Annotated in this window: 23 protein-coding genes and 1 other annotated feature; of the genes, 1 reads left to right on the top strand and 22 read right to left on the bottom strand. The window is 38.5% G+C overall.

From position 1 onward, the window contains the following. Position 1 precedes the first annotated feature (1 nt). The 10 genes from carB to ACIQ1H_RS10875 all read right to left on the bottom strand — a co-directional run bounded on the left by carB (position 2) and on the right by ACIQ1H_RS10875 (position 12,491). Entirely contained in the window at positions 2 to 3,199 is a 3,198-nt protein-coding gene (gene carB / locus ACIQ1H_RS10920; protein WP_402888767.1) for a carbamoyl-phosphate synthase large subunit, read from the bottom strand. Continuing rightward, positions 3,192 to 4,292: a glutamine-hydrolyzing carbamoyl-phosphate synthase small subunit gene (gene carA, locus ACIQ1H_RS10915; RefSeq protein ID WP_402888765.1), complete on the bottom strand. Its 1,101-nt coding sequence runs from the start codon at positions 4,290 to 4,292 to the stop codon at positions 3,192 to 3,194. Before carA ends, carB begins: the two co-directional genes overlap by 8 nt. Continuing rightward, the gene (locus ACIQ1H_RS10910) at positions 4,292 to 5,569 is read right to left on the bottom strand and encodes a dihydroorotase (RefSeq protein ID WP_402888763.1); all 1,278 of its coding nucleotides are present in this window, start codon (positions 5,567 to 5,569) and stop codon (positions 4,292 to 4,294) included. The genes carA and ACIQ1H_RS10910 overlap by 1 nt, the downstream gene beginning before the upstream one ends. A 1-nt stretch (position 5,570) precedes the next feature. Beyond that, entirely contained in the window at positions 5,571 to 6,449 is an 879-nt protein-coding gene (locus ACIQ1H_RS10905) for an aspartate carbamoyltransferase catalytic subunit (RefSeq protein ID WP_173477834.1), read from the bottom strand. A 206-nt stretch (positions 6,450 to 6,655) separates the two neighbouring features. After that, the gene (locus ACIQ1H_RS10900; RefSeq protein ID WP_402888761.1) at positions 6,656 to 7,966 is read right to left on the bottom strand and encodes a solute carrier family 23 protein; all 1,311 of its coding nucleotides are present in this window, start codon (positions 7,964 to 7,966) and stop codon (positions 6,656 to 6,658) included. Positions 7,967 to 7,986: 20 nt separating this feature from the next. Continuing rightward, the gene (gene pyrR, locus ACIQ1H_RS10895; RefSeq protein ID WP_337981937.1) at positions 7,987 to 8,529 is read right to left on the bottom strand and encodes a bifunctional pyr operon transcriptional regulator/uracil phosphoribosyltransferase PyrR; all 543 of its coding nucleotides are present in this window, start codon (positions 8,527 to 8,529) and stop codon (positions 7,987 to 7,989) included. 342 nt (positions 8,530 to 8,871) lie between these two features. Further along, the gene (locus ACIQ1H_RS10890) at positions 8,872 to 9,783 is read right to left on the bottom strand and encodes an RluA family pseudouridine synthase (RefSeq protein WP_402888759.1); all 912 of its coding nucleotides are present in this window, start codon (positions 9,781 to 9,783) and stop codon (positions 8,872 to 8,874) included. Then, positions 9,780 to 10,259, bottom strand: a complete 480-nt coding sequence (gene lspA, locus ACIQ1H_RS10885; protein ID WP_402888757.1) for a signal peptidase II — start codon at positions 10,257 to 10,259, stop codon at positions 9,780 to 9,782. The genes ACIQ1H_RS10890 and lspA overlap by 4 nt, the downstream gene beginning before the upstream one ends. A gap of 312 nt (positions 10,260 to 10,571) precedes the next feature. Further along, positions 10,572 to 12,140: a sodium/solute symporter gene (locus ACIQ1H_RS10880; RefSeq protein ID WP_402888755.1), complete on the bottom strand. Its 1,569-nt coding sequence runs from the start codon at positions 12,138 to 12,140 to the stop codon at positions 10,572 to 10,574. A gap of 21 nt (positions 12,141 to 12,161) precedes the next feature. Beyond that, positions 12,162 to 12,491: a DUF485 domain-containing protein gene (locus tag ACIQ1H_RS10875; RefSeq protein ID WP_402888753.1), complete on the bottom strand. Its 330-nt coding sequence runs from the start codon at positions 12,489 to 12,491 to the stop codon at positions 12,162 to 12,164. A 245-nt stretch (positions 12,492 to 12,736) separates the two neighbouring features. Between ACIQ1H_RS10875 and ACIQ1H_RS10870 the strand changes: the two genes are divergently transcribed. Next, on the top strand, positions 12,737 to 13,915 hold the full coding sequence (locus tag ACIQ1H_RS10870) for an AraC family transcriptional regulator (protein WP_402888752.1): 1,179 nt from the start codon (positions 12,737 to 12,739) through the stop codon (positions 13,913 to 13,915). Positions 13,916 to 14,091: 176 nt separating this feature from the next. Here the strand turns inward: ACIQ1H_RS10870 and ileS are convergent, their stop codons facing one another. The 12 genes from ileS to ftsA form a co-directional block, all read right to left on the bottom strand. Continuing rightward, positions 14,092 to 16,860, bottom strand: coding sequence for an isoleucine--tRNA ligase (ileS, locus tag ACIQ1H_RS10865; RefSeq protein WP_402888750.1), 2,769 nt, complete (start codon positions 16,858 to 16,860; stop codon positions 14,092 to 14,094). Positions 16,861 to 17,058: 198 nt separating this feature from the next. Next, positions 17,059 to 17,281 (bottom strand) — a binding site (T-box leader). Between the two features lie 107 nt (positions 17,282 to 17,388). Then, a complete protein-coding gene (locus tag ACIQ1H_RS10860; RefSeq protein ID WP_173477842.1) occupies positions 17,389 to 17,913 on the bottom strand; it encodes a DivIVA domain-containing protein in 525 nt (174 codons plus the stop codon). A 95-nt stretch (positions 17,914 to 18,008) separates the two neighbouring features. Further along, the gene (locus ACIQ1H_RS10855; RefSeq protein ID WP_402888748.1) at positions 18,009 to 18,797 is read right to left on the bottom strand and encodes a YlmH family RNA-binding protein; all 789 of its coding nucleotides are present in this window, start codon (positions 18,795 to 18,797) and stop codon (positions 18,009 to 18,011) included. Between the two features lie 104 nt (positions 18,798 to 18,901). Next, complete coding sequence (locus ACIQ1H_RS10850; protein WP_173477844.1) at positions 18,902 to 19,180, bottom strand: YggT family protein; 279 nt, start codon at positions 19,178 to 19,180, stop codon at positions 18,902 to 18,904. 20 nt (positions 19,181 to 19,200) lie between these two features. Continuing rightward, positions 19,201 to 19,698, bottom strand: coding sequence for a cell division protein SepF (locus ACIQ1H_RS10845; RefSeq protein WP_173477845.1), 498 nt, complete (start codon positions 19,696 to 19,698; stop codon positions 19,201 to 19,203). Beyond that, positions 19,682 to 20,386 carry a YggS family pyridoxal phosphate-dependent enzyme gene (locus ACIQ1H_RS10840; protein ID WP_402888745.1) on the bottom strand — a complete coding sequence of 235 codons (705 nt, stop codon included), beginning with the start codon at positions 20,384 to 20,386 and terminating at the stop codon, positions 19,682 to 19,684. The genes ACIQ1H_RS10845 and ACIQ1H_RS10840 overlap by 17 nt, the downstream gene beginning before the upstream one ends. Before the next feature lie 170 nt (positions 20,387 to 20,556). Continuing rightward, complete coding sequence (locus tag ACIQ1H_RS10835) at positions 20,557 to 20,793, bottom strand: YlmC/YmxH family sporulation protein (RefSeq protein WP_173477847.1); 237 nt, start codon at positions 20,791 to 20,793, stop codon at positions 20,557 to 20,559. Positions 20,794 to 20,968: 175 nt separating this feature from the next. Continuing rightward, complete coding sequence (sigG, locus tag ACIQ1H_RS10830) at positions 20,969 to 21,742, bottom strand: RNA polymerase sporulation sigma factor SigG (RefSeq protein WP_173477848.1); 774 nt, start codon at positions 21,740 to 21,742, stop codon at positions 20,969 to 20,971. 114 nt (positions 21,743 to 21,856) lie between these two features. Continuing rightward, positions 21,857 to 22,564, bottom strand: a complete 708-nt coding sequence (gene sigE, locus ACIQ1H_RS10825; RefSeq protein ID WP_024362133.1) for an RNA polymerase sporulation sigma factor SigE — start codon at positions 22,562 to 22,564, stop codon at positions 21,857 to 21,859. A 13-nt stretch (positions 22,565 to 22,577) separates the two neighbouring features. Further along, the gene (locus ACIQ1H_RS10820; protein WP_173477849.1) at positions 22,578 to 23,411 is read right to left on the bottom strand and encodes a sigma-E processing peptidase SpoIIGA; all 834 of its coding nucleotides are present in this window, start codon (positions 23,409 to 23,411) and stop codon (positions 22,578 to 22,580) included. Positions 23,412 to 23,612: 201 nt separating this feature from the next. Next, positions 23,613 to 24,782 carry a cell division protein FtsZ gene (ftsZ, locus tag ACIQ1H_RS10815; protein ID WP_173477850.1) on the bottom strand — a complete coding sequence of 390 codons (1,170 nt, stop codon included), beginning with the start codon at positions 24,780 to 24,782 and terminating at the stop codon, positions 23,613 to 23,615. Between the two features lie 53 nt (positions 24,783 to 24,835). Then, positions 24,836 to 26,119: a cell division protein FtsA gene (ftsA, locus tag ACIQ1H_RS10810; RefSeq protein WP_173477851.1), complete on the bottom strand. Its 1,284-nt coding sequence runs from the start codon at positions 26,117 to 26,119 to the stop codon at positions 24,836 to 24,838. Between the last annotated feature and the right edge of the window lie 5 nt (positions 26,120 to 26,124).

The following is a 26,124-nucleotide window of genomic DNA, read 5'->3' as shown; positions in this document are numbered from 1 at the left end:
ATTAATGTACTACCTCCGCTTTTGGCATTTGTTCTGCTGTAAATGTCATGGATTCAATGACACGCAGCATTGCTTCTGCTGTATCTAATGAAGTTAAGCAAGGTACGCCATTTTCTACAGATTCACGACGAATTCGGAATCCATCACGAGCTGGTTGTTTGCCTTTTGTTAATGTGTTGACTACTAACTGTGCTTCACCGTTTTGAATTAAGTCTAATAACGTTTGGCCTTTTGCACCGATTTTACCTACAACATCTGTACGAACGCCCGCTGCTTCAAATGCTTGTGCTGTACCTTCTGTCGCAACGATGCGGTAGCCAACTGTTGAGAAGCGTTTAGCAAGAGCAATTGCTTCTTCTTTATCCTTATCAGATACAGTGAATAATACTGTGCCTTCTGTGCGAATTTCCATGCCAGCTGCAACTAAGCCTTTGTAAAGTGCTTTTTCTAAAGTGGCATCTTTCCCCATTACTTCCCCTGTTGATTTCATTTCAGGCCCTAATGTAATGTCCACGCGGCGTAATTTTGCGAATGAGAATACTGGTACTTTCACAAACACACCTTTTTGCTCTGCTGCTAAGCCTGTTGGATAGCCTTGTTCTACGATTGATTTACCAAGAATCGCTTTCGTTGCAATGTTTGCCATTGGAATGTTCGTAATTTTACTTAAGAACGGTACTGTACGAGATGAGCGAGGGTTTACCTCAATCACATATACTTCACCATGTGAGATTACATACTGGATGTTCATTAAGCCGATGATGCCAAGACCTTTTGCTAGACGCGTAGTATAGTCGACTAACGTATCTTTTTGCGTTTGTGTTAATTTTTGTGGTGGGTATACAGAAATCGAGTCACCAGAGTGTACCCCTGCACGTTCGATATGTTCCATAATACCTGGGATTAATACATTTTCACCGTCACAAATCGCATCTACTTCAATTTCTTGACCTGTTAAGTATCGGTCTACTAAAACTGGGTGATCAGGTGAAGCCTCAACAGCGTTCTCCATATAATGTTGTAATTCTTCTTCGTTATAAACAATTTCCATTGCACGTCCACCTAGTACATACGAAGGGCGTACAAGCACTGGGAAGCCTAAGCGTTCACCAATCGCAAGTGCTTCTTCTGTAGATACAGCCGTTTCACCTGGAGGCTGTGGAATGTCTAATGCATGTAATGCTTGTTCGAATTTATTGCGGTTTTCAGCACGATCGATGTCTTCTAGCGATGTACCTAAAATTTTCACACCATTTGCAGCCAATTTATCAGCTAGGTTAATAGCTGTTTGACCACCGAATTGCACAACTACGCCAATTGGTTGTTCTAAATCGATAATGTGCATTACGTCCTCGATCGTTAATGGCTCAAAGTATAACTTATCTGAAATTGAGAAGTCAGTTGATACTGTTTCTGGATTTGAGTTAATAATGATTGCTTCATAGCCTGCTTCTTGGATAGCCCAAACTGAGTGCACTGTAGCGTAATCGAACTCTACTCCTTGACCGATACGGATTGGACCTGACCCTAATACGATGACAGATGGTTTATCAGACTTGATAGATTCATTTTCTTCCTCATAAGTGCCATAGAAATATGGTGTTTCTGATTCGAACTCTGCTGCACATGTATCCACCATTTTATAGACAGGGACAATGCCATTTTCTTTACGGTATGCATAGATTGCTTCTTGCGTTGTATCCCATAATTCCGCAACTTTTTTATCTGCAAAGCCTAAACGTTTTGCTGTACGTAATACTTCTTTATCGTTTTTATGGTCAGCAAGTGTTTGCTCCATATCTACGATGTTTTTGAATTTATTTAAGAAAAATAAGTCGATTGCAGACCATTCATGAATTTGCTGGATTGTTACTCCGCGGCGCAATGCTTCTCCGATGAAGAATAAACGCTCATCGCCCGCTTTACGGATGCGTTTTTCAATCCAAGAATCAGAGTTATCTTCAGCATGTTTTAGCTCTAGATGAACTTGACCTGTTTCAAGTGAACGTACAGCTTTTAGCATTGCTTCCTCGAACGTACGACCAAGCGCCATTACTTCCCCAGTAGCCTTCATTTGTGTGCCTAGGTTACGTTTTGCTGATTCGAATTTATCGAATGGCCAGCGAGGAATTTTCGCGACGATGTAGTCTAATGCTGGCTCGAAGCAAGCGTAAGTTGAACCAGTAACTGGATTTTTAATTTCATCTAACGTTAAGCCTACTGCAATTTTTGCCGCTAGCTTCGCAATTGGGTAACCCGTTGCTTTTGATGCTAATGCAGATGAACGAGATACACGTGGGTTTACTTCAATTACATAGTAGTCGAAGCTATATGGATCAAGGGCTAACTGTACGTTACAGCCACCTTCAATTTTTAGTGCGCGAATAATTTTTAGTGAGATATTACGTAACATTTGGTTTTCGCGGTCAGAAAGTGTTTGTGTTGGTGCTACTACGATTGAATCACCTGTATGAATACCGACTGGATCGACATTTTCCATGTTACAAACAACAATTGCATTGTCAGCTGCATCACGCATTACTTCATATTCAATCTCTTTAAAGCCCGCAATTGATTTTTCAAGTAAGCATTGTGTCACTGGCGAATATTTCAAACCTGATGTAACGATTTCTTCTAAGTCTTGATCGTTATAACAAATACCGCCACCTGTACCTCCAAGTGTGAATGCAGGGCGCACGATTACTGGATAACCGATTTTTGCGACAAAGTTTTTCGCTTCATCTAAGTTATGGATAATGTCTGACTCAGGTACTGGTGCACCAAGGTCGTACATTAAGTTACGGAATAAGTCACGGTCTTCTGCTTTATGGATAGCATCAAGTTTTGTACCAAGAATTTCGATATTTAGCTCATTTAAAATTCCTGAGTTGTCTAACTCGATTGCCATATTTAAACCTGTTTGACCACCTAGTGTTGGTAGGATTGCATCTGGACGTTCTTTACGTAAAATGCGTGATACAAATTCTAGTGTGATTGGTTCAATGTATACTTTATCTGCAATTTCAGTATCTGTCATAATTGTTGCAGGGTTTGAGTTTATTAAAATAACGCGGTAGCCTTCTTCTTTTAATGAAAGACAAGCTTGTGTGCCTGCATAGTCAAATTCTGCTGCTTGTCCGATGACGATTGGGCCTGACCCGATTACTAAAATAGTTTCTATATCTGTACGTTTAGGCATGTTGTTTCCCCTTCCCTGCTTCTACTTCCATCATTTCAATGAATTCATCAAATAAGTGGTTTGAATCTTCTGGTCCTGGTGATGCTTCTGGGTGATATTGTACCGTGAAAATCGGATATTTCTTATGACGTACGCCTTCACAAGTACCATCATTTAATGCGATATGTGTTAATTCTAAATCTGTATCTTTTAAAGACTCAATATCGATTGCATAGCCATGGTTTTGAGATGTTAAATCTGTACGACCTGTGCGTAAATCTTTTACTGGATGGTTACCACCACGGTGACCGAATGGTAATTTAAATGCCTTTGCGCCACTTGCTAATGAGAATATTTGGTGCCCTAAGCAAATACCGAACATTGGCACTTTTCCGATTAAATTGCGTACAGTTTCGATACCTTCTGCAACGTCTTCAGGATTCCCTGGACCGTTTGACAGCATAATGCCATCTGGATGCCATGCTAAAATTTCTGCTGCTGGTGTGTTGTAAGGAACAACGAGTACATCGCAATCACGTTTATTTAATTCACGAAGAATACCATGCTTCATACCGTAGTCAATTAATACTACTCGTTTGCCACGACCTGGAGATGGGTATGCAGCCTTTGGCGATACTTCGCGCACATGATGTGTAATGGCTGGTGTCGCTTGTAATTTTGCGACGATTTCTTCTACATTCACTTCTTCGTCAGCCGCTGTTAGTATCGCTTTAACAGATCCTTTGCTACGAATAATGCGTGTTAATTTACGTGTATCAATACCTTCAATCCCTGGGATGTCTTTTGTTGTTAAATATTCATCAACTGTTAAATCACATCTGAAGTTTGACGGTGTTTTTGCTAGTTCGCGAACTACAAATCCACGAATTGCAGGTGTAATTGATTCGAAATCATCACGGTTAATACCGTAGTTACCGATAAGTGGGTATGTTAACGTTACGATTTGTCCGTAGAATGAAGGATCTGAAATTGTTTCTTGATAACCTGTCATCCCTGTTGTGAATACGACCTCACCTTGTGAAGCTCGCTCGCTACCGAACGCTGTGCCTGTAAATACTGTGCCATCTTCTAAAATAAGTAAACGTTTTTTCATTACTCTGCCTCCTGGTATACGATATTACCTTCAAAAATAGTTACTACTGGCCAACCTTTCGCAACCCAACCATTGAATGGTGTATTGCGACCTTTTGATACAAAACCTTCTGCATCAATTGTTTGTTCTTTCTTTACATCAATTAAAACCATGTCTGCTGATGCACCTACTTCTAACGTTCCGTATGGTAAGTCAAAAATTTGGGCAGCTTTCACAGTCATCCAATCAATTAATTGCTTTAAAGTCCATTTCCCTGTTTCAACAAATTGTGTATATAACAATGGGAAGGCTGTTTCAAAACCGACGATGCCGAATGGTGCGACCACCATACCGCAACATTTTTCTTCTATTGTATGTGGTGCATGATCTGTTGCGATGCAGTCGATTGTGCCATCAAGGAGTGCTGCATGTAGAGAATCTTTATCGTCCGCACCGCGTAATGGTGGGTTCATTTTCCAGTTCGCATCATCTGATGGAATATCCATCTCTTCAAGTAATAAGTGGTGTGGACAAACTTCTGCAGTGACGCGAATGCCTGCTGCTTTTGCGTCTCGCACTGAGCGCACAGATTCTTTTGTTGATACGTGACACACATGGTAGCGTGCACCTGCAGCTTCGGCAAGAAGAACATCTCGTGCGATTTGAACAGATTCACAAATGGACGGAATACCTGGTAGCCCTAGCTCCTTGTTGCGCTTGCCCTCATGCATGACGCCATCATAAATTAATGAATTATCTTCACAGTGTGCTACAACAACCATGTCGTGCTTTGCTGCATCTTGCATTTGTTCGTACATCGTTGAAGCTAATTGGATTCCTACTCCATCGTCTGAGAAAGCGACAGCACCATGTGCTTTTAATTCCGCGATATCCGTACGAACTTCACCAGAAATGTCTTGTGTTAATGAGCCATATGGCAATACACGAATCACTGCACTTTCTTTTATAAGACCGTTAATTAGTTGCATGTTTTCTACAGTGTCAGGCACTGGTTTTGTATTCGGCATTGCACAAATCGTTGTAAAACCACCTTTAGCTGCTGATGCAGAGCCTGTGGCAATTGTTTCTTTATGTTCAAAACCTGGCTCGCGCAAATGTGTGTGTACATCTACAAAGCCTGGAGCAACAACTAAACCGTTTCCTTCGATAATTTCCGCACCAGCTACATTGACCTCTTGTCCAATGGCAGTAATTTTGCCATCGACCATGGCGATATTCACTGTATGCAGTTCACCTTGTTCATTTAACATTTGCACATTTTGAAGTACTTTTGTCATGTTATTCTCTCCCTTGTAAAATTGTTTCGATAATTGCCATGCGTGTATATACACCGTTACGTACTTGTTCAAAAATGCGAGAACGTTCGCATTCAACTAGCTCTGATGCAATTTCTACATCACGGTTAACTGGTGCAGGATGCATAATAATTGCCTTTTCTTTCATTTTCTTCTCACGTTCCACTGTCAATCCGTACTCTTCATGATAGCTTTCTTTTGAGAAGCTTTTATTTACTTTATGGCGTTCATGTTGTACACGAAGTAACATAATGACATCACTTATTTCGATTAAATCATCCCAAGAATGATGTGCGTTGAAATCCCCTGCCCATTCTTCTGGGCACAGGAAGTGCACATTTGCTCCTAGTCGTTGTAGCGCCGAAGCATTTGATTTCGCGACACGACTATGCGATATATCTCCCGCGATTGTGATATTTAACCCTTCAAAAGAACCAAACTCTTTTTTTATCGTATACAGATCAAGTAATGATTGTGATGGATGTTGACCAGCGCCATCGCCTGCGTTTATAACTGCAACATGAATGCCTTCTAGTAGCTCGTTATAATACTCATCCTCTTTCGCTCGGATAACGACCGCATCCATGCCAATCATTTCTAATGTTTTGACTGTGTCGTACATCGTTTCACCCTTTGTCACACTTGAAAAGCCTGCGTCAAACGGGATTACAGTACAGCCGACTTTCCGCTCTGCCATCTCAAAGCTCGTTTTTGTTCGGGTACTTGGTTCAAAAAATAAGTTTGCAACGTTGTAAGCACGAGATAACGATGATGTTTCGCCATTTTCAAAAGCCTGCGCACGATGTAAAATGCTGTTAATTTCTTCAGTTGTTAAATGTTCCATTGATAATAAGTTCTTCATCATGTACCTCCATTAGATTGTGTGTCATGAACGTCTATGTATGACGTTCTTCATTATTTAAGTGTCTAAATAATGTAAAAGCCCCGCTGATGTCATCAGCGAGGCATAAGGAGGCGTGACAAACTATAGTAAGCTGTATGCTTACTGATTGCTTGTCCACAACTTCCCTTTTTTTGCCTCTCTGGACAATTCATTAAAAGGTACTACTATGAATTATTATTTTCATTGTAAGGTACTGGTATATCGGCTTCTTTTTTGCCAGGTAAAACCGCGTTTAGCACAACTCCGATAATGGCTGCTAACGCCATACCTTCTAGACTTAGAGATTCTGTGACGATAAATTTCGCACCGCCGATACCTATTACTAGAATAACAGAGGCAATCACTAGATTGCGGCTGTTCCCAAAATCAACATGGTTATCTACTAGCATACGTAAACCGCTTGAAGCGATAATACCGAACAGCAGAATGGAAACTCCGCCAAGAACAGCTGTTGGAATTGTTGCGATTACTGCCATTGCTTTCCCGAAGAATGACAGGACAATCGCTACCACTGCCGCTCCTGCTATTACGTACACACTGTAAACACGTGTGATTGCAAGAACACCGATGTTTTCGCCGTACGTTGTTTTTGGTGGACCACCAATAAACGCACTCACTAATGTCCCAAAGCCATCACCTAGTAATGAACGATGTAAGCCTGGTTCTTTAATATAATCTCGATTCACTACTTTTCCTAGTACAAGCTGGTGACCGATATGCTCTGAAATTGTCACAATGACAATCGGTACCATCGCTAGTAAAATCGTAGATGTAATCGTAAAGTCATAATCTATACCTGGAATGATGAAATGTGGTACTGCAAACATCTTCGCTTCTTTAATCGGCTCGAAGTTGACGATACCAATACAGATTGAATATACATAGCCTACGATTAGACCGATTAAAATTGGCATCGTACTTAAAATCCCCTTAAAGAAGATTGTAAAAATGATTGCCGTAAATAATGTGACAAGTGCTGCTGAGAAATGCAGTAAGTTATACTCTCCATCAACATTCATCGCCATGCCTACTGCTGTTCCTGATAAGCCAAGGCCAATCACCATAATAACCGGACCAACTACGATTGGAGGAAGAATTTTCATAATCCATTTATAACCGCTCTTCCAAATGATGAGTGACACAATGCCGTAGGTAACACCGACGGCCATCGCCCCTATCATAGCGTTACCTGGATTGACACTTAAGCCATTGTCATCTAAACCGCCTGCAGCAAGTAAAATCGGTGCGATAAAGGCAAACGATGAGCCTAAATATGCTGGTACTTGAAACTTCGTAATTAATAAGAAGAACAATGTGGCAATCCCGCTTGTTAGAAGGGCGATTGCTGGGCTAAGTCCTACTAGCTGTGGTACTAAAATCGTTGACCCGAACATGGCAAACATGTGTTGAAAACTTAATGTCACCAATTGGACTGGAGTCGGTTTATCATTTACATCTAACACTGCCTTTGACATAACGTTTCCTCACTTTATAGTTAGTCTTCTTTATAAATAATGACGCAATCTTCACCATCGACTTCAGTTAAATTAACAACGATCCGCTCTGTGCCAGATGTCGGCACATTTTTTCCAACATAGTCCGCTCGAATTGGCAACTCTCGGTGGCCTCGATCAATCAATACTGCCAGTTGAATTTGGGCTGGTCGTCCTAAGTCCATTATGGCATCTAATGCAGCTCGAACTGTGCGGCCAGTATATAGTACATCATCAATTAAAATTATTTTTTGGTTGGCAACAACATAATTGATATCTACTTGCTCGACATGTGCTTGCTCATTTTCATGCTTTGTCGATAAATCATCTCGGTAAAGTGTAATGTCTAGCTCACCAGTTCGAATCGCTTTACCTTCTATTTTTTCGATACGCTCCGCTAAGCGTCTCGCTAGAAAGGCACCGCGCGTTTTTATACCGACTAATATACATTCATCAATGCCTTTATTACGTTCAATTATTTCGTGTGCAATACGTGTTAATGCTCTTGTCATCGATGGCCCATCTAATAGCTCATTTTTTGACATGTTTTGTCCTCCTCTCTAGAATCTATTTTCAGTGTTGTCCATAATGCGCAACTTTTATCAAAAAGAATTCCTGATGAAAGCTTTGTAGCACATTCGGATTGTTACGCGATGCTCCCTAAGTCGTTAAGCATCATTGTCAACGGCATAAAAAAACCTCTCGAGGCGAATAGCCTGAGAGGGTTGAGTACGTGTTTAAATAGCATGTCGAAAAAATTTGCAGCACAAATTTTTGCAACACGTTCACATGTACCTTCTCAGCCTCTCTGGACTGCCATTAAAGGTGAATATTAAGTTAAAGTCGTTCATTCACTTTCGTTAGTATAGACCTTCTTTAAATATTCGTCAATCCTTATTTCGTAATTCCTCTAATAATTGTACATAATCGACAGGAAGTGGTGCTTCAAACTCCATATATTCATCTGTTGTAGGATGATTAAATCCTAAAATCCCTGCATGTAATACTTGTCCACCAAAATCAATTGTCTTTCTTGGTCCATATTTTGGATCACCGACAAGAGGGAAACCAATATAATTCATATGCACGCGAATTTGGTGTGTACGTCCTGTTTCAAGGCGGCATTCTACAAGTGTGTAATCACCGAAACGTTCAATAACTTGGAAGTGTGTTACCGCATGTTTTCCTTTATCAACAACTGCTTGCTTTTGACGATCCTTTTGATCGCGGCCAATCGGTGCGTCAATCGTCCCTTTATCATGTGCAATATGTCCATGAACAAGAGCTGTATATTTACGCGTTACCGTTTTGTTCACAAGTTGATCGACTAACGATTCATGTGCCACATCGTTTTTCGCTACCATCAGTAAACCTGATGTATCTTTATCAATACGATGTACAATACCTGGGCGCATTACACCATTAATGCCCGATAAATCTTTACATTGATACATTAAACCATTCACAAGTGTACCTGTCATATGACCAGGCGCAGGATGGACAACCATGCCCTTTGGTTTGTTGACAACGAGCACATCCGCATCTTCATAAACAATATCAAGTGCTAGGTTTTCAGCAATTACATCTAAAGGTTCCGCCTCTGGCACGATGATTTCTACTACATCGCCTGCTTTTACCTTATATTTCGCTTTTACTGTCTCACCATTTACTTTAACAATTCCTTCTGTAATCCAATTGCTAATTTGTGTACGAGACCATTCTGTTTGTATACTTGAAATCGCTTTGTCAATGCGCTCTCCTTGCTGTTGTTCTTCGATTGTGTATGATACTTGCGTCATTGTTTCACCTGTTTCTTTTCTTTTTTATCTTCGGCGATTAAACCAATCATTAATACGACAACGGCAATTGTTAATGCTGCATCCGCAATATTAAAAATTGGGAAATCGTAATTCATAATAGGGATTAATACGTCGACAAAATCTACTACTTCTCCTCTAAATAAACGATCAATAAAGTTACCAACGGCGCCGCCCAATAACAGCATTAAACCCACTTGGAAAAGAGGCTTGCCCTTTGCTTCTTTATGATAAAAGTAAATGATGGCACAAATCACGCCTATTGTCACAATGGAAAATAACCACATTTGCCCTTCTAGCATTCCCCAAGCTGCACCTCTATTGCGATGCGATAAAATGCCAAACCATGGATCCCATACGGAAATGCGTTCACCAAACTCCATATTTTTCACAATTAGCCATTTTGTCCATTGATCTAAAATAATCACAAAAGCGGCCAATCCATAATATTTATACACAGCTATTCCTCCGATCACTCAACATCTTACCTATTCTACCATAAGAGCTTATATAGCAATAACTAATATAACATGAAAATATGACGGAAACACAAGGCTGTGGCCCAAAAGTATCCGTGTTGGGCTTACCTCGTGAAAAATATCCAACTTTACATAGTCCAATAGAAGATTGCGGACCCATTACTTTAAAAGAGGCATTAATTGATTGACTCAAAATAAAAAAGACAGTAGACCAACTCCATCTTCTTTGAGTTGGTCTACCGTCTAAGCTTTTTACAATTTATTACCAAATGGTGAAAGTTGTATCAGTACCTATGCGGTTTCAGATTCTTTCGAGTGTACGCGTTTCATAAAATCATTTACATCTGCAGGTACTTTCCGATCTAACAATGACACAATAATGACAGACAGGAAACCTACTGGAACTGTTATAATACCTGGAATTTTAAATTGTAAGAAACTTGGAAGTGTTCCTGGTAAAAAAATCATCCACATGGAGACAACAAGGCCAATCACCAACCCAGCAATAGCCCCTTTTTCAGTCATCCCTCGCCACCAAATTCCTAAGATGAAAATCGGTGTAAATGTACTCGCAGCAACTGTAAATGCTAAAGCGACTAAATGACCGATAGAAGCATCTTTAACAAGTAAACCTAGACCGCCATAAAGAATACCTAAAATAACAATAGCTACTTTTCCAGCAACTACTCGCTGTTTTTGCGTAATATCTTTTTTCATAAAGCTAGCATATAAATCATGTGCTAATGCACCTGAGCTTGTAATAAATAGCCCTGATAAATTAGAAAAGATTGCAGCAAATGCCCCAGCAATAACGAGGCCGAGAAGCCAGTCGCCTCCTAAAGCAAGCGCAGTTGTTGGAATAACCATGTTATTGCCACCAAGTACTAAATCTCTCATTACTTCTTCACTCGCACTACCTGAGATGAAAATAGCACGACCAACAACGCCTAAAAATACTGCTAATAAGAAAAACGTACTGGCAATTCCGATGGCCATTAAAGCAGATTTACGGGCAGCCTTAGCACTTGGATTTGTATAAAAACGCAATAAAATATGCGGTAATCCAATAGTACCTAGCGCTAAACCGATTGTCATACTGATTGTTTGCCAAAACGTTGGGAAATAAAAGCCTGTCCCCGTCCATGCCGCACCATCAAAGTTTACATCACTACCATCCAATGCATAAGGTGATGTACCTGTAATAGGACCGTTAAAAGAATTAATAGCTGCTAAAATTTTATCGTAATGCAAGCCCCCATACATTGCTGCAATAAGCATTACAATGAACGCACCTAGACGAATCCAAAGCTCTAATGCTTGGTTGATTGTCGTCCCTTTCATTCCGCCTATTCCTACATAGAAAATCATCACTACACATGTAAAGATAATGCCGAATTCATACGATGTACCAAAAAACATACTTAATATTTGTGCTGCCCCTAATAGCTGTGGAGCCGCATAAAATCCTGAAATCGCTAAAACAACAATAACTGCGGCTAAGCGTGCTCGTCTACTATGAAAGCGATAGGCTAAAAAGTCTGCCACTGTAAATGCACCAAAGCGTCTTAGTGGGCCCGCAACAAAAATAGCTAGTAAAGTTAAACCGATGGAGAAGCAAAATGCATAATATGCACCATCATAGCCTAACTGAAATGTTAAACCAGCAATTCCTAAAAATGTTGCTGCACTTAAATAGTCTCCACCAATGGCTGACCCATTCGTAAACCATCCAAAACTCCGTCCCCCAACGAAGAAATCAGATGCCGTTGTATTTTTTTTCGTTAAATACGTAATGTACACAATCGTTCCCATTAGTGCAATGGTCAACAACATCTTCGGTTCTAATAGCGTCTCGATCATTCAACTGCCCCCTTTAATGAACTACTTATTTGACATTTCATATTTTTTCAAACGTTTTTCATATAAAGCCGTATGCACATAAGCAATAACAAAGGCCATCACCATCATGACAATTGTTGTGACAAACCATGTTACAGTCATGCCTCCCCATACTTTCTTAAAGGCAAATTCAGGAGCGAACCAATTCATTACTGGGATACTAAAAATTAAAATAAAGTAAAATACCGTTAAGCTAAAGCCTGTAGTAAACTCATCCTTCATAATTTTATGTGTTGTCGGATCTAACGGTGGCAAATCTCTAACATCCACAGTTCCCGCTTCCACATACTCATATTCATGACTCCCCGCCATATTACTAACCCCCTTTAGTCTACGTGAATAATTATCTGAAATTTCAAATTATTATTCACTACAACTATTCTATTCTATTTTTCTAATAATATAGGTACAATATTTTGCTGTATTAGTACAAAATATTGCTATTTTAAGTTAAAATACTTTTATTAAACTTCTTTTTATTTTTGGATTTTAGAAAGGGGCTGTTTAGCATTTTAAACGTCGTATGGTACGTTGAGAATTCAATTGAGAAACAGCAAATGATAGGATGGCTAGAAGAATTCCTCCCGTATACATTTATCGAATGTACACAACCAAGCACACATGAGGTGGCAATTTTCGTCTATGAAATTAACCATTTATTTGATTGGGTAAAGGTCAAACGTTTAAAGAAAAATTATCCTAATAGTATTATTGTCCCTATTGTTGCAGTACACTTAACCTATTCAGCAGGTATTGCCATTGAATTAAATTTACTAGCACTTCTTATTAAACCTTTGCAAAAACAAAAATTTTTACGAATTGTAAAAAAGCTTTATGCATCCTATAAAGATCAGCAAGCAAGTACCGTTACGATGCTTGAGCTGTCACAACAAATCCCTCACAATCATACATCACCATTTCGCGAAGCTTTTTTGAGACGGCTAATACGGGGAGAAATAAACAGTGAACAGGAAATTGTACAAGCTTCATCGTTTTTATCTTCTGACTGTATTCCAAATATCGTATTTTTAATCCAAGGCTATGTAGATGCTCAACAAAATCGACCAATATTACATGACGCAAGTAGTGTAATTACCAATATTTTTCGTCAGCATTTTTCGGACAAAGCACCGCTGTCCTTTTTAAATTTTGAGCGATATTTATTAGTGCTCATGCGGATACCGCAGACGTATACATCATTTAAGCATTGGACAGATGGTGTCACTACTTTAATGACTGTTATCGAACTTTTGAAAAGAGATTATAATATCCACCTTTTTATAGGCATCGGTGGTGTTTTTACGCACGCTATGCAAGTTAAAGAATCTTACAGTCAGGCTAGAAAAGCACGTAGAAAACCACCTGTAGATAATATTCACATACGCTTTTATGAAGATTTAACAAAACATGAACAGCTACAAAAGGCTATTCAGTATATTGAGGAGCATTACGATGAGCAGCTAATCGTTCGTGATGTCGCCAAATCAATTAATTTTAGCCCTACTCACTTTAGTCGCTTATTTAAAAAAGAAACTGGTCGCAATTTTGTTGATTATGTAGCGTATACTCGCATTATTAAAACACTCCCTTCCTTACGCAAGTTTGACTACACCATTGAAAAAATTTCAGCAAGTTCTGGTTTTAATACACCCAATTATTACAGTCTTACTTTTAAAAAATATGTGGGGATTTCTCCAACCGACTACCGCAATACAATCGAAATATTGTTTAAGTAAAGATGATACTGAATGTTTGGTTGCTAAACAGCTTCGTGCAGACTTCCTCGCTTACCTCCCATTCAATGATACTTTTTTCCACTATCGTATGAAGAAATCGGTATGTTCAAAGCTAGTCAAACATAAAAAAAGAGCAGTCGATTTCATCTCGACTGCTCTTTTTTATTTCATTATTTTTATACGTAATACTTCTCAACAACTTCTGCACAGCGAGCACATACTGTTGGATGTGCATCATTCGCTCCAACTGTTGCCGAAATTGACCAGCAACGCTCACATTTCTCACCTGTTGCTTTTTCCACAACAATTGATACATGTTCTAAAGCTAGTGCTTCAGCAGGAGCTGATTCGATTGGTGCTACCCCAAAATTAGAAACGATTGAAAGCTGTGCAAAATCAATGTTTGCATCATTTAATAATGCTAAAACTTCTGGTTTTGCATAAACTGTTACTTTCGCTTCAAGAGACTTACCAATTGTTTTTGCATTACGTGCTTCTTCTAATGCTTTTAGAATATCATCACGTACATCAATAATTGTTTCCCATTTTTCACATAACTCATCGAAGTTTGCTTGCTCATCTACTGAAGGGAAGTCCGTTAATTGAACTGATACCTCTTCCACAACACCTTGTGCATGTAAATAAGACCAAACTTCATCCGTTGTATGTGGAATAATTGGTGTCATAATTTTTACTAATGTCATTAATGTATCGTAAATAACTGTTTGCATTGCACGACGATCGTGATTGTCATGACCTTCAATATAAACTACATCTTTTGCGATGTCCAAGTAGAATGAAGATAGCTCTACAGCAACAAAGTTATTAACTGCATGGTAGACAGCAGCAAAATCATAACGATCATAAGCGCTACGCACTGTTTTTAATACATCTTGTAGACGCATGTAAATATATTGATCCATTTCACGTAAATCAGCATATGCTACACGGTCTTTTAGTGGATTAAAATCAGCCACATTGCCGTGTAAGAAACGGAATGTATTACGGATTTTACGATACACTTCAGATACTTGCTTTAACATATCCATTGATATACGAACATCAGCAGTATAATCTACTGAAGCTACCCATAGGCGTAAAATATCTGCACCGTATTGATCCATTACCTTTTGAGGAATAATTACATTTCCTAATGATTTACTCATTTTGCGACCATCGCCGTCTAAAACGAAACCATGCGTTAATAATCCTTTATATGGTGCATAGCCATTAATTGCGACAGAAGTAATTAATGATGAGTTAAACCAGCCACGGTGTTGGTCAGAGCCTTCTAAGTAAAGATCCGCTGGATATTTCATACCACGTTCTACTAGTACACCTTGGTGAGATGATCCAGAGTCAAACCATACATCCATAATATCGTTTTCTTTTGTGAATTCACCATTTGGACTTCCTGGATGTGTAAAGCCTTCTGGTAATAATTCTTTTGCCGTCATTTGGAACCAAATATTTGATCCATGCTCACGGAATAGTGAAGAAATACGCGCAATTGTTTCTGGTGTAATAATTGGCTCACCATTTTCAGCATAGAAAATCGGAATTGGTACACCCCATGCACGTTGACGAGAAATAACCCAGTCTCCACGGTCACGAATCATATTATAAAGACGCGTTTCGCCCCAAGCAGGTGTAAATGATGTTGATTTAACCGCTGCTAATAATTCATCACGGAATGCATCGATTGACGCAAACCATTGTGGTGTTGCACGATAAATAACTGGTTTTTTCGTACGCCAGTCATGTGGGTAAGAGTGCGTAAAGAAGTTTAATTTTTCTAATGCGCCAACTTCTTCTAATTTGGCTGTAACCATTTTATTTGCATCATTGTAGAAGACACCTTCAAAGCCTGGTGCTTCGTCAGTATAACAACCGCTATTATCCACTGGGCTAAGAATTGGTAAACCGTATAACTTACCAATTTGATAGTCATCTTCACCATGTCCAGTAGCTGTATGAACACAACCAGTACCCGCTTCAGCCGTAACGTGCTCACCGACCATGACAAGCGATTCTCGATCATAGAATGGATGTTGTGCTACGATGCGATCTAAAGCTTCCCCTTTTACTTCTTGGATCACTTCGTAAGATTCCCATTCAAGCTCTTTTGCCACTGTTTCAAGCAATTCTTTTGCAATAATGAACTTTTTATCCGCTACTGCTACAACAACATAGATGAATTCTGGATTTAGAGAAATCCCTAAGTTTGCTGGTAATGTCCAAGGCGTAGTAGTCCAAATAATAAATTTCGCATCAGCTGGTACAACACCTTTTGCATCTTTAATCGCAAAGCTTACATAAATAGAAGCTGATTTTACATCTTTATATTCAATTTCAGCCTCTGCTAATGCAGATTCTGAAGATGGTGACCAGTACACTGGTTTTAGGCCTTTATAAATATAGCCTTTTTCAGCCATTTTACCGAACACTTCAATTTGACGAGCTTCAAATTCTGGTTTTAACGTAATATATGGGTTTTCCCAATCACCGCGAATTCCTAATCGACGGAATTGCTCACGTTGATTGTCGATTTGTTCATATGCATACTTTTCGCAAAGCTCACGGAATTCAGCAATGGACATTTCTTTACGTTTTACACCTTTGTTTGTTAACGCTTGCTCGATTGGTAAACCATGTGTATCCCAGCCAGGAATATAGTTAACATGGAAACCTGTCATTGAACGATGGCGTGTAATCATATCTTTCAGTACTTTGTTTAAAGCATGACCAATATGGATATCACCATTTGCATATGGAGGGCCATCATGTAGAACATACTCAGGACGACCTGCTGTACGCTCCATTTGTAATTTATTGATGTCCATCTCATTCCATTTTTCTTGCATTTTTGGTTCATTTGCTGGTAAATTTCCACGCATTGGGAAATCCGTTTTTGGCATTAGTAAGGTTTCTTTATATTCAACCATTTGTTAATTCCTCCTTTATTTTTTGCAAACAGAGAACAATTGCTAAGCATTTCATTACATTGGACAAATTGTTGTGAGCACCAAGCAAAAGTAAATATGACACATCTTGTGCCAGTATTTTAAACTGCGCCTTTTTGCTATACTTTCCTAGTGACACGCAAAACAATCCAATAACAACAAAAAAGCCTCTCAATCCCTAAAAGGGACGAGAAGCTTGAACTCGCGGTACCACCCTAGTTGTAGTACATAATTGTACTACCGCTTGAAAGCACGTTAACGTTGTGCGCTCCGAAATAACTTACTTAACGTTCAGTTATTTAGCTCAGAAGTGATTTTCTTTGTTAATTGCTTGTTTGGGCTCCCACTATCCCCAAATCGCTTTACTACACCTAACAAATACTGTCTTCGTCTCTGCCTATATGCATATCTGTTCTTTTTAATTACTATGACAATAGTATATGGAAATCCATGTATGGCGTCAAGTCATATTCATTTGATGACTACTTCACTTTTTCGTCAATGGACCATTTAAATTTCTTCTGATTCTTGTGCATCCTCAACTGAAGACTGAATTTCTGTTAGATCAATATCATATTGCAATAAATGATCCCAGTCGTCTGCATTCAGTAAATCCAATTGTGCTTCGACAAGCATTTTAAAACGATTGCGGAAAACTTTGGACTGCTTTTTCAGCTCATCTATTTCTATTGTTACTTTACGTGCTTTCGTTAACGCCTCATTAATAATACGGTCGGCATTTTTTTCAGCTTCTTTTACAATTAGCTTTGCTTCTTTTTGTGAATTTCTTCGTACTTCATCTGCTGCCTCTTGTGCGACAACAATTGATTTTTGTAATGTTTCCTCTAAAGAATTAAAATGTCTCGCTTGCTCTAAAGCCATTTCTAATTGCTTATCGACATCTTTTTTTTCACGTAGTAATTTTTCATAATCTTTAATGATTTGATCTAAAAATTCATTTACTTCATCTTCAGCATATCCCCTGAAAGATTTTGTAAACTCCTTATTATGTATATCAATAGGTGATAATGGCATACGATCCTTCTCTCCTTTACAAGTACATTCGTAAGTTCTATTATACAATTGTTCTAACAACTTAGCAGTAAAAATAAATAGAAATTACATGTTTTTTAGGCTTTTTGGGTCAAACGACCGATTTGTAAACGAATTTTATCTTTCTTTGTTCGGCCTTCTGTCATTATTATTTTTACGCGACCACTACCTCGTACTGATAAAATATCACCTTCTTGACATTCAAAAGCAACACTATCTCGTTCAGTCCAGTTTACACGCACTTTTTTTCCAGTAATAAGTGCTTGTGCTTTTTGACGAGACACTTTTAATACTGTTGCGATAATGACATCTAGACGCATAGAAGAAACGGTATGGGATTCTTCCTGCCAATCGTCTTCATTGTCAATAAGCGCTTGTGACTCTTTAATTGATTCTAAGTGTACTTTTATTTTGCCTATCCCTGTTAAATGAAGGCGTACATAGTCTGCTACTTCTTCAGCGACAACAAACTGTACTTGTTGCTCATTCACTCGAATATCTCCGAATTTAGCTCTATCTAATCCTAATGATAATAGAGCACCTAGAACATCTGGATGGCGCAGTTGTACAAATCTTGCAGGATAGTGAATAGTAAATACTGTTAACTGATAATCTTCCGTTTGCGGTTCGAAATATGTCGGAAAAATTAGCATACGTTGACGTTCTGCTTCATGAAACAAGCCATCACTAGTCGTTTGAAGCATATTGTTTTGCGTAATAACAGACTTTACGATAAAGCGCTGCCTTGGATCTAAAAAATCTGTAAGTTTCGGAGCATAGCGATCTTCCACCTCACGTTGCCAGCTTACTACTTGCTCAATAAAAGGCTGCTCGTCCTTCCTAAAATGTTGTATTAAATGCTCCATTTATTGTTCACCCCATCTACCTCATCCATTTGAAACTATTAGTTTAGTTAAGTCTAGTATTCCCTTTTTACACAAAAAATCCCCACTAATTGTGAGGATTTTAACTAAAACATAAAGAATATTTTTTGAATCACAATAAAAAGCCCGTTTTTAATAAAATTCAACATAAAAATTGCCACGATCGGAGAAATATCAACCATACCAATAGGAGGAATGATCTTTCTGAAAAGCCCTAAATATGGCTCGCATAGTCTTTCAAGAAAACGGCCAATCGCTGAACTTTGGGCGGCTGGTACCCAAGACATTAAAACATATGCTACTAGCATAAATGAGTACACAGTAAACGCTAAATCCACATAATGCAAAATTATATAAAAAGTCATATAAACTACAATCCTCGCTATTAATTATCGTCTAAAATAAAATTTGAAATTTCTCCAGATACTTCTACATTATCTGGTGTGCATAAAAATATATCTTTCCCTATACGCTGAATGTCTCCACCTAGCGCATAGACGGTTCCGCTTAAAAAATCAATAATTCGAATACCTTGTTCTCGTTCGATACGTTGCAGATTAACAATTGTTGCTCGTTTGTTTTTTAAGTTTTCAGCAATATCCTGAGCCTCTGCATAAACTCTCGGTTCTACCAATACAACCTTTGCACCTTTTGTATTCATAGCTGCTTGTAAACTAACAATATTATTATTGGCTGTTGTACTTTGCGGTACAATTTCATGAATCTGTGCCTTACGTTCTTTGATAACCTTTTTAGATGGTTTAGCTGCATGAATCGGTTGTTGTTGCACGGGTTGTTGCTGTTGAATAGGAGCTTGCGTGATTTCTTCTTCTAGTTCTTCTTCAAGATAAAAGAAGTTTTTAATTTTATTTTTCATGCTCATCCTGTTCCCCTCTTTCATTTCCAACAAGAGCCGTTCCGACTCGAACGAATGTAGCTCCTTCCTCTACCGCTATTTCAAAGTCATTAGACATGCCCATTGATAACTCGGTACAAGGTGCGTGTGCGAATCCTCGTTCGGCTATTTGCTGTTGACATTGTTTTAATTGTTTAAAAACAGAGCGAATAATTAATTCGTCCTCTGTATTTGGTGCCATAGTCATTAAACCTACAACTTGAATTTTCGAGAAGTTTTGTAAAGATTCAATAAAAGTTACTGCGTCCTCTGGTGTTAAACCATGTTTCGATTCTTCACCTGACACATTAACTTGTACAAAACATTTTACCTGTTTTGTTGCTCTTTTTTCAATTTCTTCTGCTAAGCTTAGACGATCCAATGAATGTAAGTAATCAATTTCATTAATAACTTGTTTTACTTTTCGCGTTTGTAATGATCCAATATAATGCCAATGAACATTAGCTTGAATGGCTTCAATTTTTTGTTTTAAGCCTTCAGGACGATTTTCACCTAAATGTATAAGCCCTGCATCAATTGCTTCTTGTGTTCTCTCAACGGAAACCTCTTTCGTAACAGCAATAATTTGAACATTAGTTGCCTCACGATTTGAACGCTGTTGTGCTGCTTGTATTTGATTATTAATTTTGTCTAAATTTGTTAAGATTTTCGTCACTTTTTTCCCAACTTTACAACTTAGTTTCCTTTATTGTAACAAGCAACTCTTTATTTATCAATGAATAGCCTGACCTATAAATGCTTATACATTTTCGCTGCTCACACTAAACGAGGGGCTACAGACTTACTGTTCGGAAAATAGGAGCGAGCAGCACAAATGCCATGTTTCTACGATAATGCCTTTACTAGAATGACATCTTTGCCGACTACAAGAACATCCTTCATATACACTTTTCTAATCGATTCTTCGCCTCTGAAGAACCCTAGATATTTTCGAGGCTCTGCAATCATAAACGCCGTTACATAGCCCGTTTCTTTTGATACTTCTGCATCTACAACAAAGCCTAAAAAACGTCCATTCCCTGCTTCTATCACTTCTTTTTGCTGTAACATTGAGAAACGCATTTGTATCCCTCCTACTAAATCAATTACCATTGTGTTTATGTTGAGCTAAAACAATTACAATGCTTTTTGATTAGTTGCAGTATTGCATATAAAAATGTATGACTACAATCTTCATGTTTAGACGAACGCAATGAAGATAAAATGCGCACCGAAGATTCGGGTGCGCATTGTCTACTTACTTATAATCTTTCTGCATTGTTTCAATGGCATTTTTTTCTAGACGTGAAATTTGCGCTTGAGAAATCCCTAATTCTTTTGCAATTTCAGTTTGTGTCTCACCATAATAAAAACGCTTAGCTACTATCATTTGCTGACGTACATCCAATTTTTGCAAGCTATCCTTTACTGACACGTAGGCAACCCATTGATCTTCCGATACATCATCATCACGTAATTGGTCCATCATATAAACAGCGTCTCCACCGTCTGCATAAATGGGCTCTTGTAATGAAACTGGGTCTTGAATGGCATCTAAAGCAAATAATACATCTTCCTTTTTCATGTCAATCATTTCTGCGATTTCTTCAATCGTTGGTTCTCGCAAATTGTCGGTTATCCATTGTTCCTTTGCCTGCATCGCCTTATACGCAATATCTCTAAGAGAACGAGAAACACGTAGTGCATGATGATCACGCAGATGGCGACGAATTTCACCAATGATCATTGGTACAGCATATGTTGAAAATCGTACATTATGCTTCAAATCGAAATGATCAATAGCTTTCATGAGGCCAATACAGCCTACCTGAAATAAATCATCTGCCTGTTCACCCCTGTAGGCAAATCGTCCGACAATACTTAGCACTAACCTTAAATTGCACATTACAAGCTCTTCCCGAATCTCGGTTTCTCCTGCTTGTAATCGAATGAAGAGTTCCTTCATTTCTTCGTGCTTTAAAATTGGCAAAGTCGATGTATCTAAGCCGCAAAGATCTACTTTTGTTCGCATATTCGATTCCTCCGGATGTTATTCTCTGACTAAACCGTTACATCAGTTTGTCCGACAGAATCGAGAATATGCAGAAAAAATGCGTCCAATTTTAGGTAGGATAAATTTCCCTCTCTAAGATATTGGCTGATTCAAATTTTCTCGTAAATCTTGTATAATTTTCTTTTCTAACCTTGAAATATATGATTGCGAAATGCCTAAATGATCTGCTACTTCTTTTTGCGTCATTTCGATTTTCCCGTTTAATCCGAAACGACATTCCATAATATATCGTTCACGTGCACCTAATAAATTAATGGCATGGAACATATGCTGACGTTCAATTTTCTTTTCAACATTGTCTAAAATAATATGTTCCTCTGTCCCTAAAATATCAGACAATAATAACTCATTTCCATCTGCATCAGAATTTAGTGGTTCATCTAGTGAAACTTCACCCTTCATGCGACTTGTTTTACGTAAATGCATCAAAATTTCGTTTTCAATACAACGTGATGCATACGTTGCAAGTTTAATATTTTTATCGGTATTGAACGTTTCAATCGCCTTTATTAAGCCAATCGAACCAATACTAATTAAATCTTCAATCGGCGTACCCGTATTATCAAAACGTCTAGCAATATAAACAACAAGACGTAAGTTACGTTCAATAAGTGTATCTCTAGCTCGTAAATCTCCGTTCATAAAGGATGCAATGACTGTGACTTCTTCTTCTCGACTTAGTGGCACTGGCAATGAATCATTTCCCCCTATATAGTACGTTTCACGACTCCGAAACTTACCCCATAATTTTTTCAAGCTAGCAAGTAGCCTAAGAAGCAATAGTTCTCCCCCTCTATGAGTTATTTGAAAGCGCTGAAAAATGTAAAATTGCTGCTGTGCTATGCGGAAAATTTTTAGCTTTTTTTGTTAAAACGATATATTCATTTGTTTTTACTTGTGATGACTCTCCTTTAATGTGTAATTCATCAAAGCGAAAGCCTAAGACAACGGTTTGTTGTTGCACTGTATTGACATGAATAAATCGAATTAGTCGCTGATAATCTACTGAAAACATCGATACATCGTAAGGATCTGTTTCCTGCCATTGTAATAATGCATCTTGAATTGCTGTTGGTAAATAAGGTCGTAGTGCCGAATACGAAACAAAATGAACAGGTTTTCCCGACAACGGCTCGATACATTGATTCCCTGTATCTACGAATGCCGATAATGGGATAACTTTATCAAAAACCTTTAAGGTCGTTTGAAATACAAACTGTCCACTTACACGCTCCAGCTTTACAAATCCCCATTGCTTATAAAATATAAGAAGATTACCAAATGCTAGCAACAAGCAAAGTACAATAAAGTGAATGACAGAAAGATTCTTTAAATACGGTTGTAATGCTGTTAACAGTCCGCCAATAACAATCGTTGCAGTCAGTACAATAGGACCTTGCTTTTGAAAACTTCGAAGTTTAAAGCGAAAAGCTAGACCAATTAGTACAATGAAACTTAGTACAATCGTAAGTAGCATGTGACCACCGATTACAGCTATAAAACTACTAATAATTGAACTCATTAATAATCTCGTACTCTTTACATGTACGCCTGTAACTTTTGCTGTAAACGTCAATATTGCTAAATTATAAAGCGTATTAATGAGCACCAGCCATTCTCCATACATAACAGCCGCCTCCTACTTACAAAGTTAGCACGCCAGCGCCACAAATATTGTCAAACAATCGCATGATTTCCTTAAAATGTTTTGACAAAAAACATCGTTTCCTTACACAAAAAGTGCCTGACACGCAAACAATTCAGAATTGTTTGCGTGTCAGGCACTTAAAAAAACTCGTATTTTACATTTGTAAAATACGAGTTTTGTTTATCCACGATTTTTACGGTTACGTAAAAATGCAGGTACTTCTAGCATATCATCTTGTGCATAATTTTGATGATTTTGACGCTGTGGTTGTTCTTGCTGTACATGTATCTCTTGACGCTGCTCACGAATAGGTGCTTGTTGTTGAGGCGCAGCTTGTCGATTATTATTAATGTTGTTAATACTTGGTCGAGCATTTCCTCGATGTTGTTGTAACGCTTCTTCTGTGAAGCCAGTTGCAATCACGGTTACGATAATTTCGTCTTTTAAATTCTCGTTAATAACCGAACCGAAAATCATGTTAACTTCTTCATCTGAAGCCGATGCAACGATATCTGCAGCTTCTTGTACTTCAAATAAGCTAAGGTTAGAGCCACCTGTAATGTTCATTAGAACACCTTTAGCGCCATCAATTGATGATTCAAGTAATGGGCTTGAAATAGCTTTTTTAGCAGCTTCTGCAGCACGATTTTCACCTGTTGCAATACCAATCCCCATTAAGGCAGAACCTTTGTTAGACATAATTGTTTTTACGTCGGCAAAGTCTAGGTTAATTAGACCTGGTGTTGCGATTAAATCAGAAATACCTTGTACACCTTGACGTAAAACGTTATCCGCTTCACGGAAAGCTTCAAGCATCGGAGTCGATTTGTCGACAATTTGTAATAGCTTGTCGTTTGGAATGACGATTAATGTATCGACAGCTTCTTTCATACCGCCAATACCACCGATGGCTTGAGTTTGTCGTTTGCGTCCTTCAAAAGTGAATGGACGTGTGACAACACCAACTGTTAGTGAGCCTAAATCACGTGCAATTTGTGCTATAACTGGTGCAGCACCAGTTCCTGTGCCTCCACCCATTCCAGCTGTTACGAATACCATATCCGCACCGCGTAATACTTCTTCTAATTGTTCACGACTTTCTTCAGCCGCTTTTTTCCCTACTTCTGGATTAGCTCCAGCTCCTAAACCACGCGTAAGTTTTGTACCGATTTGCAGCTTAATTTCTGCTTTCGATAAATTTAAAGCCTGTGAATCTGTGTTCACTGCGATAAAATCAACACCTTGTACACCATGCTCTATCATTCGGTTAACAGCGTTGTTACCGCCACCACCCACACCAATGACTTTTATAACTGCAAGTTGATCAACACTTGTATCAAATTCTAACATTCTTTTTTCCTCCCACGGTAACTCGACTCTGTATCATTCATTACGCATTCAAGTTAATCAAAAAATTTATCAAATAATTTTTTTGCTCTACCGATTACGCTTCCTTTTGATTCTGAAGGTGTAGCATATTCTTGCTTTTTAGATGCTGGTGCTTGAGCACCGACAACCGCATACTCAATAGGCTGCGTATTCGTACCTTTTCCATAAAAATCATCTTCTAGATAGGCGTAACGAATCAGTCCAACTGCCGTCGTAAATGAAGGCTCTCTAACGCCAATATAATCTGGAGTATATATTCTAACACGCGTTTGCAGTATTTGGCGTGCTAATTGAGCTATACCATCTAGCTTTGCCACACCACCTGTTAAAACAACACCACCTGGCAAATCTCGAACGCCTAGACGTGCTAACTCATCAATTACTAGTTCAAATAACTCTTCTAATCTAGCACCAATAATTTCTGATATAAAGCGTTGGCTGTACTGATCCCTTGAATCTGTACCTACAACTGGCACTTCAAAAAGTTCCTCGTCTGAAGCATCATCGTAAAAGGCATGTCCAAATTGGTGTTTAATTTGCTCCGCTTGATCTGTCGGTGTTTTTAAAACAATTGAAATGTCTTTTGTAATATGATCCCCACCTACTGGAATGACCCCAGTATGTGTCAGTAGCCCCTCTTCAAATACCGCAATAGTTGTTGAGCCGCCACCTAATTCAATAAAGGCTGTACCTTGGTTTTTTTCATCTTCCGTTAATGCAAAATAACCAGCCGCAAGTGGTTGTAAATAAATCTCTCTAATGCTTAATCCCGCTTTCTCTACGCAACGAAGTACATTGTGTAACAACGTTTTAGAGGTCGTAATCATTGTCGCATCCATTTCGAGACGAATACCAATCATACCTCGTGGGTCTTTAATTTCGTCTAAATTATCTACAATAAACTGTCTTGGAATGATGTTGACTAATTCACGTTCAGGAGGTATTGACATGACTTGTGCAGATTCTACCACTCTGTCTAAATCATCATCTGTAATTTCTCTATTTTCACTATTTACAGCGACAACACCTTTAACTAGTTGTAACATCGTCTGATTAGCTGGAACGCCTAAAACGACTTCATCGATTTGATAACCTGTCATTCGTTCTGCTTGTTCTACTGCTTTTCGAATAGATTGAACTGTTGCATCAATATCAACAATTGCACCTTTTCGAACCCCATTCGATTTTACATTTCCGACCCCAATTACATGTAATTGTCCGTCGCTCATTTCACCTATTAATACTTTGATAGAAGAAGATCCTATATCGAGTGATATATATAATTCTTGATGATTCAAATTCG

Origin of the sequence: Lysinibacillus sp. NPDC097279 (assembly GCF_044761745.1) — a bacterium.
Classification (GTDB): domain Bacteria; phylum Bacillota; class Bacilli; order Bacillales_A; family Planococcaceae; genus Lysinibacillus.
Note: the sequence above shows the minus strand (reverse complement) of the source record. Positions and strands in the feature narration are given on the sequence as shown.

Bases quoted from the DNA above. Each gene is read 5' to 3' on its own strand.
- ileS (WP_402888750.1), bottom strand. From the start codon at position 16,860: ATGGTTGAATATAAAGAAACCTTACTAATGCCAAAAACGGATTTCCCA.
- ACIQ1H_RS10875 (WP_402888753.1), bottom strand. From the start codon at position 12,491: ATGGCGGGGAGTCATGAATATGAGTATGTGGAAGCGGGAACTGTGGAT.
- sigG (WP_173477848.1), bottom strand. From the start codon at position 21,742: ATGCGAACAAAAGTAGATCTTTGCGGCTTAGATACATCGACTTTGCCA.
- carB (WP_402888767.1), bottom strand. From the start codon at position 3,199: ATGCCTAAACGTACAGATATAGAAACTATTTTAGTAATCGGGTCAGGC.
- ACIQ1H_RS10860 (WP_173477842.1), bottom strand. From the start codon at position 17,913: ATGCCATTATCACCTATTGATATACATAATAAGGAGTTTACAAAATCT.
- ACIQ1H_RS10905 (WP_173477834.1), bottom strand. From the start codon at position 6,449: ATGAAGAACTTATTATCAATGGAACATTTAACAACTGAAGAAATTAAC.
- carA (WP_402888765.1), bottom strand. From the start codon at position 4,292: ATGAAAAAACGTTTACTTATTTTAGAAGATGGCACAGTATTTACAGGC.
- ACIQ1H_RS10870 (WP_402888752.1), top strand. From the start codon at position 12,737: ATGATAGGATGGCTAGAAGAATTCCTCCCGTATACATTTATCGAATGT.
- ACIQ1H_RS10910 (WP_402888763.1), bottom strand. From the start codon at position 5,569: ATGACAAAAGTACTTCAAAATGTGCAAATGTTAAATGAACAAGGTGAA.
- ACIQ1H_RS10845 (WP_173477845.1), bottom strand. From the start codon at position 19,698: ATGAGCATGAAAAATAAAATTAAAAACTTCTTTTATCTTGAAGAAGAA.
- ACIQ1H_RS10835 (WP_173477847.1), bottom strand. From the start codon at position 20,793: ATGCGTTTCTCAATGTTACAGCAAAAAGAAGTGATAGAAGCAGGGAAT.
- ACIQ1H_RS10900 (WP_402888761.1), bottom strand. From the start codon at position 7,966: ATGTCAAAGGCAGTGTTAGATGTAAATGATAAACCGACTCCAGTCCAA.
- ACIQ1H_RS10890 (WP_402888759.1), bottom strand. From the start codon at position 9,783: ATGACGCAAGTATCATACACAATCGAAGAACAACAGCAAGGAGAGCGC.
- ACIQ1H_RS10855 (WP_402888748.1), bottom strand. From the start codon at position 18,797: ATGGAGCATTTAATACAACATTTTAGGAAGGACGAGCAGCCTTTTATT.
- ftsZ (WP_173477850.1), bottom strand. From the start codon at position 24,782: ATGTTAGAATTTGATACAAGTGTTGATCAACTTGCAGTTATAAAAGTC.
- ACIQ1H_RS10850 (WP_173477844.1), bottom strand. From the start codon at position 19,180: ATGACTTTTTATATAATTTTGCATTATGTGGATTTAGCGTTTACTGTG.
- ACIQ1H_RS10880 (WP_402888755.1), bottom strand. From the start codon at position 12,140: ATGATCGAGACGCTATTAGAACCGAAGATGTTGTTGACCATTGCACTA.
- pyrR (WP_337981937.1), bottom strand. From the start codon at position 8,529: ATGTCAAAAAATGAGCTATTAGATGGGCCATCGATGACAAGAGCATTA.
- ACIQ1H_RS10820 (WP_173477849.1), bottom strand. From the start codon at position 23,411: ATGTATGGAGAATGGCTGGTGCTCATTAATACGCTTTATAATTTAGCA.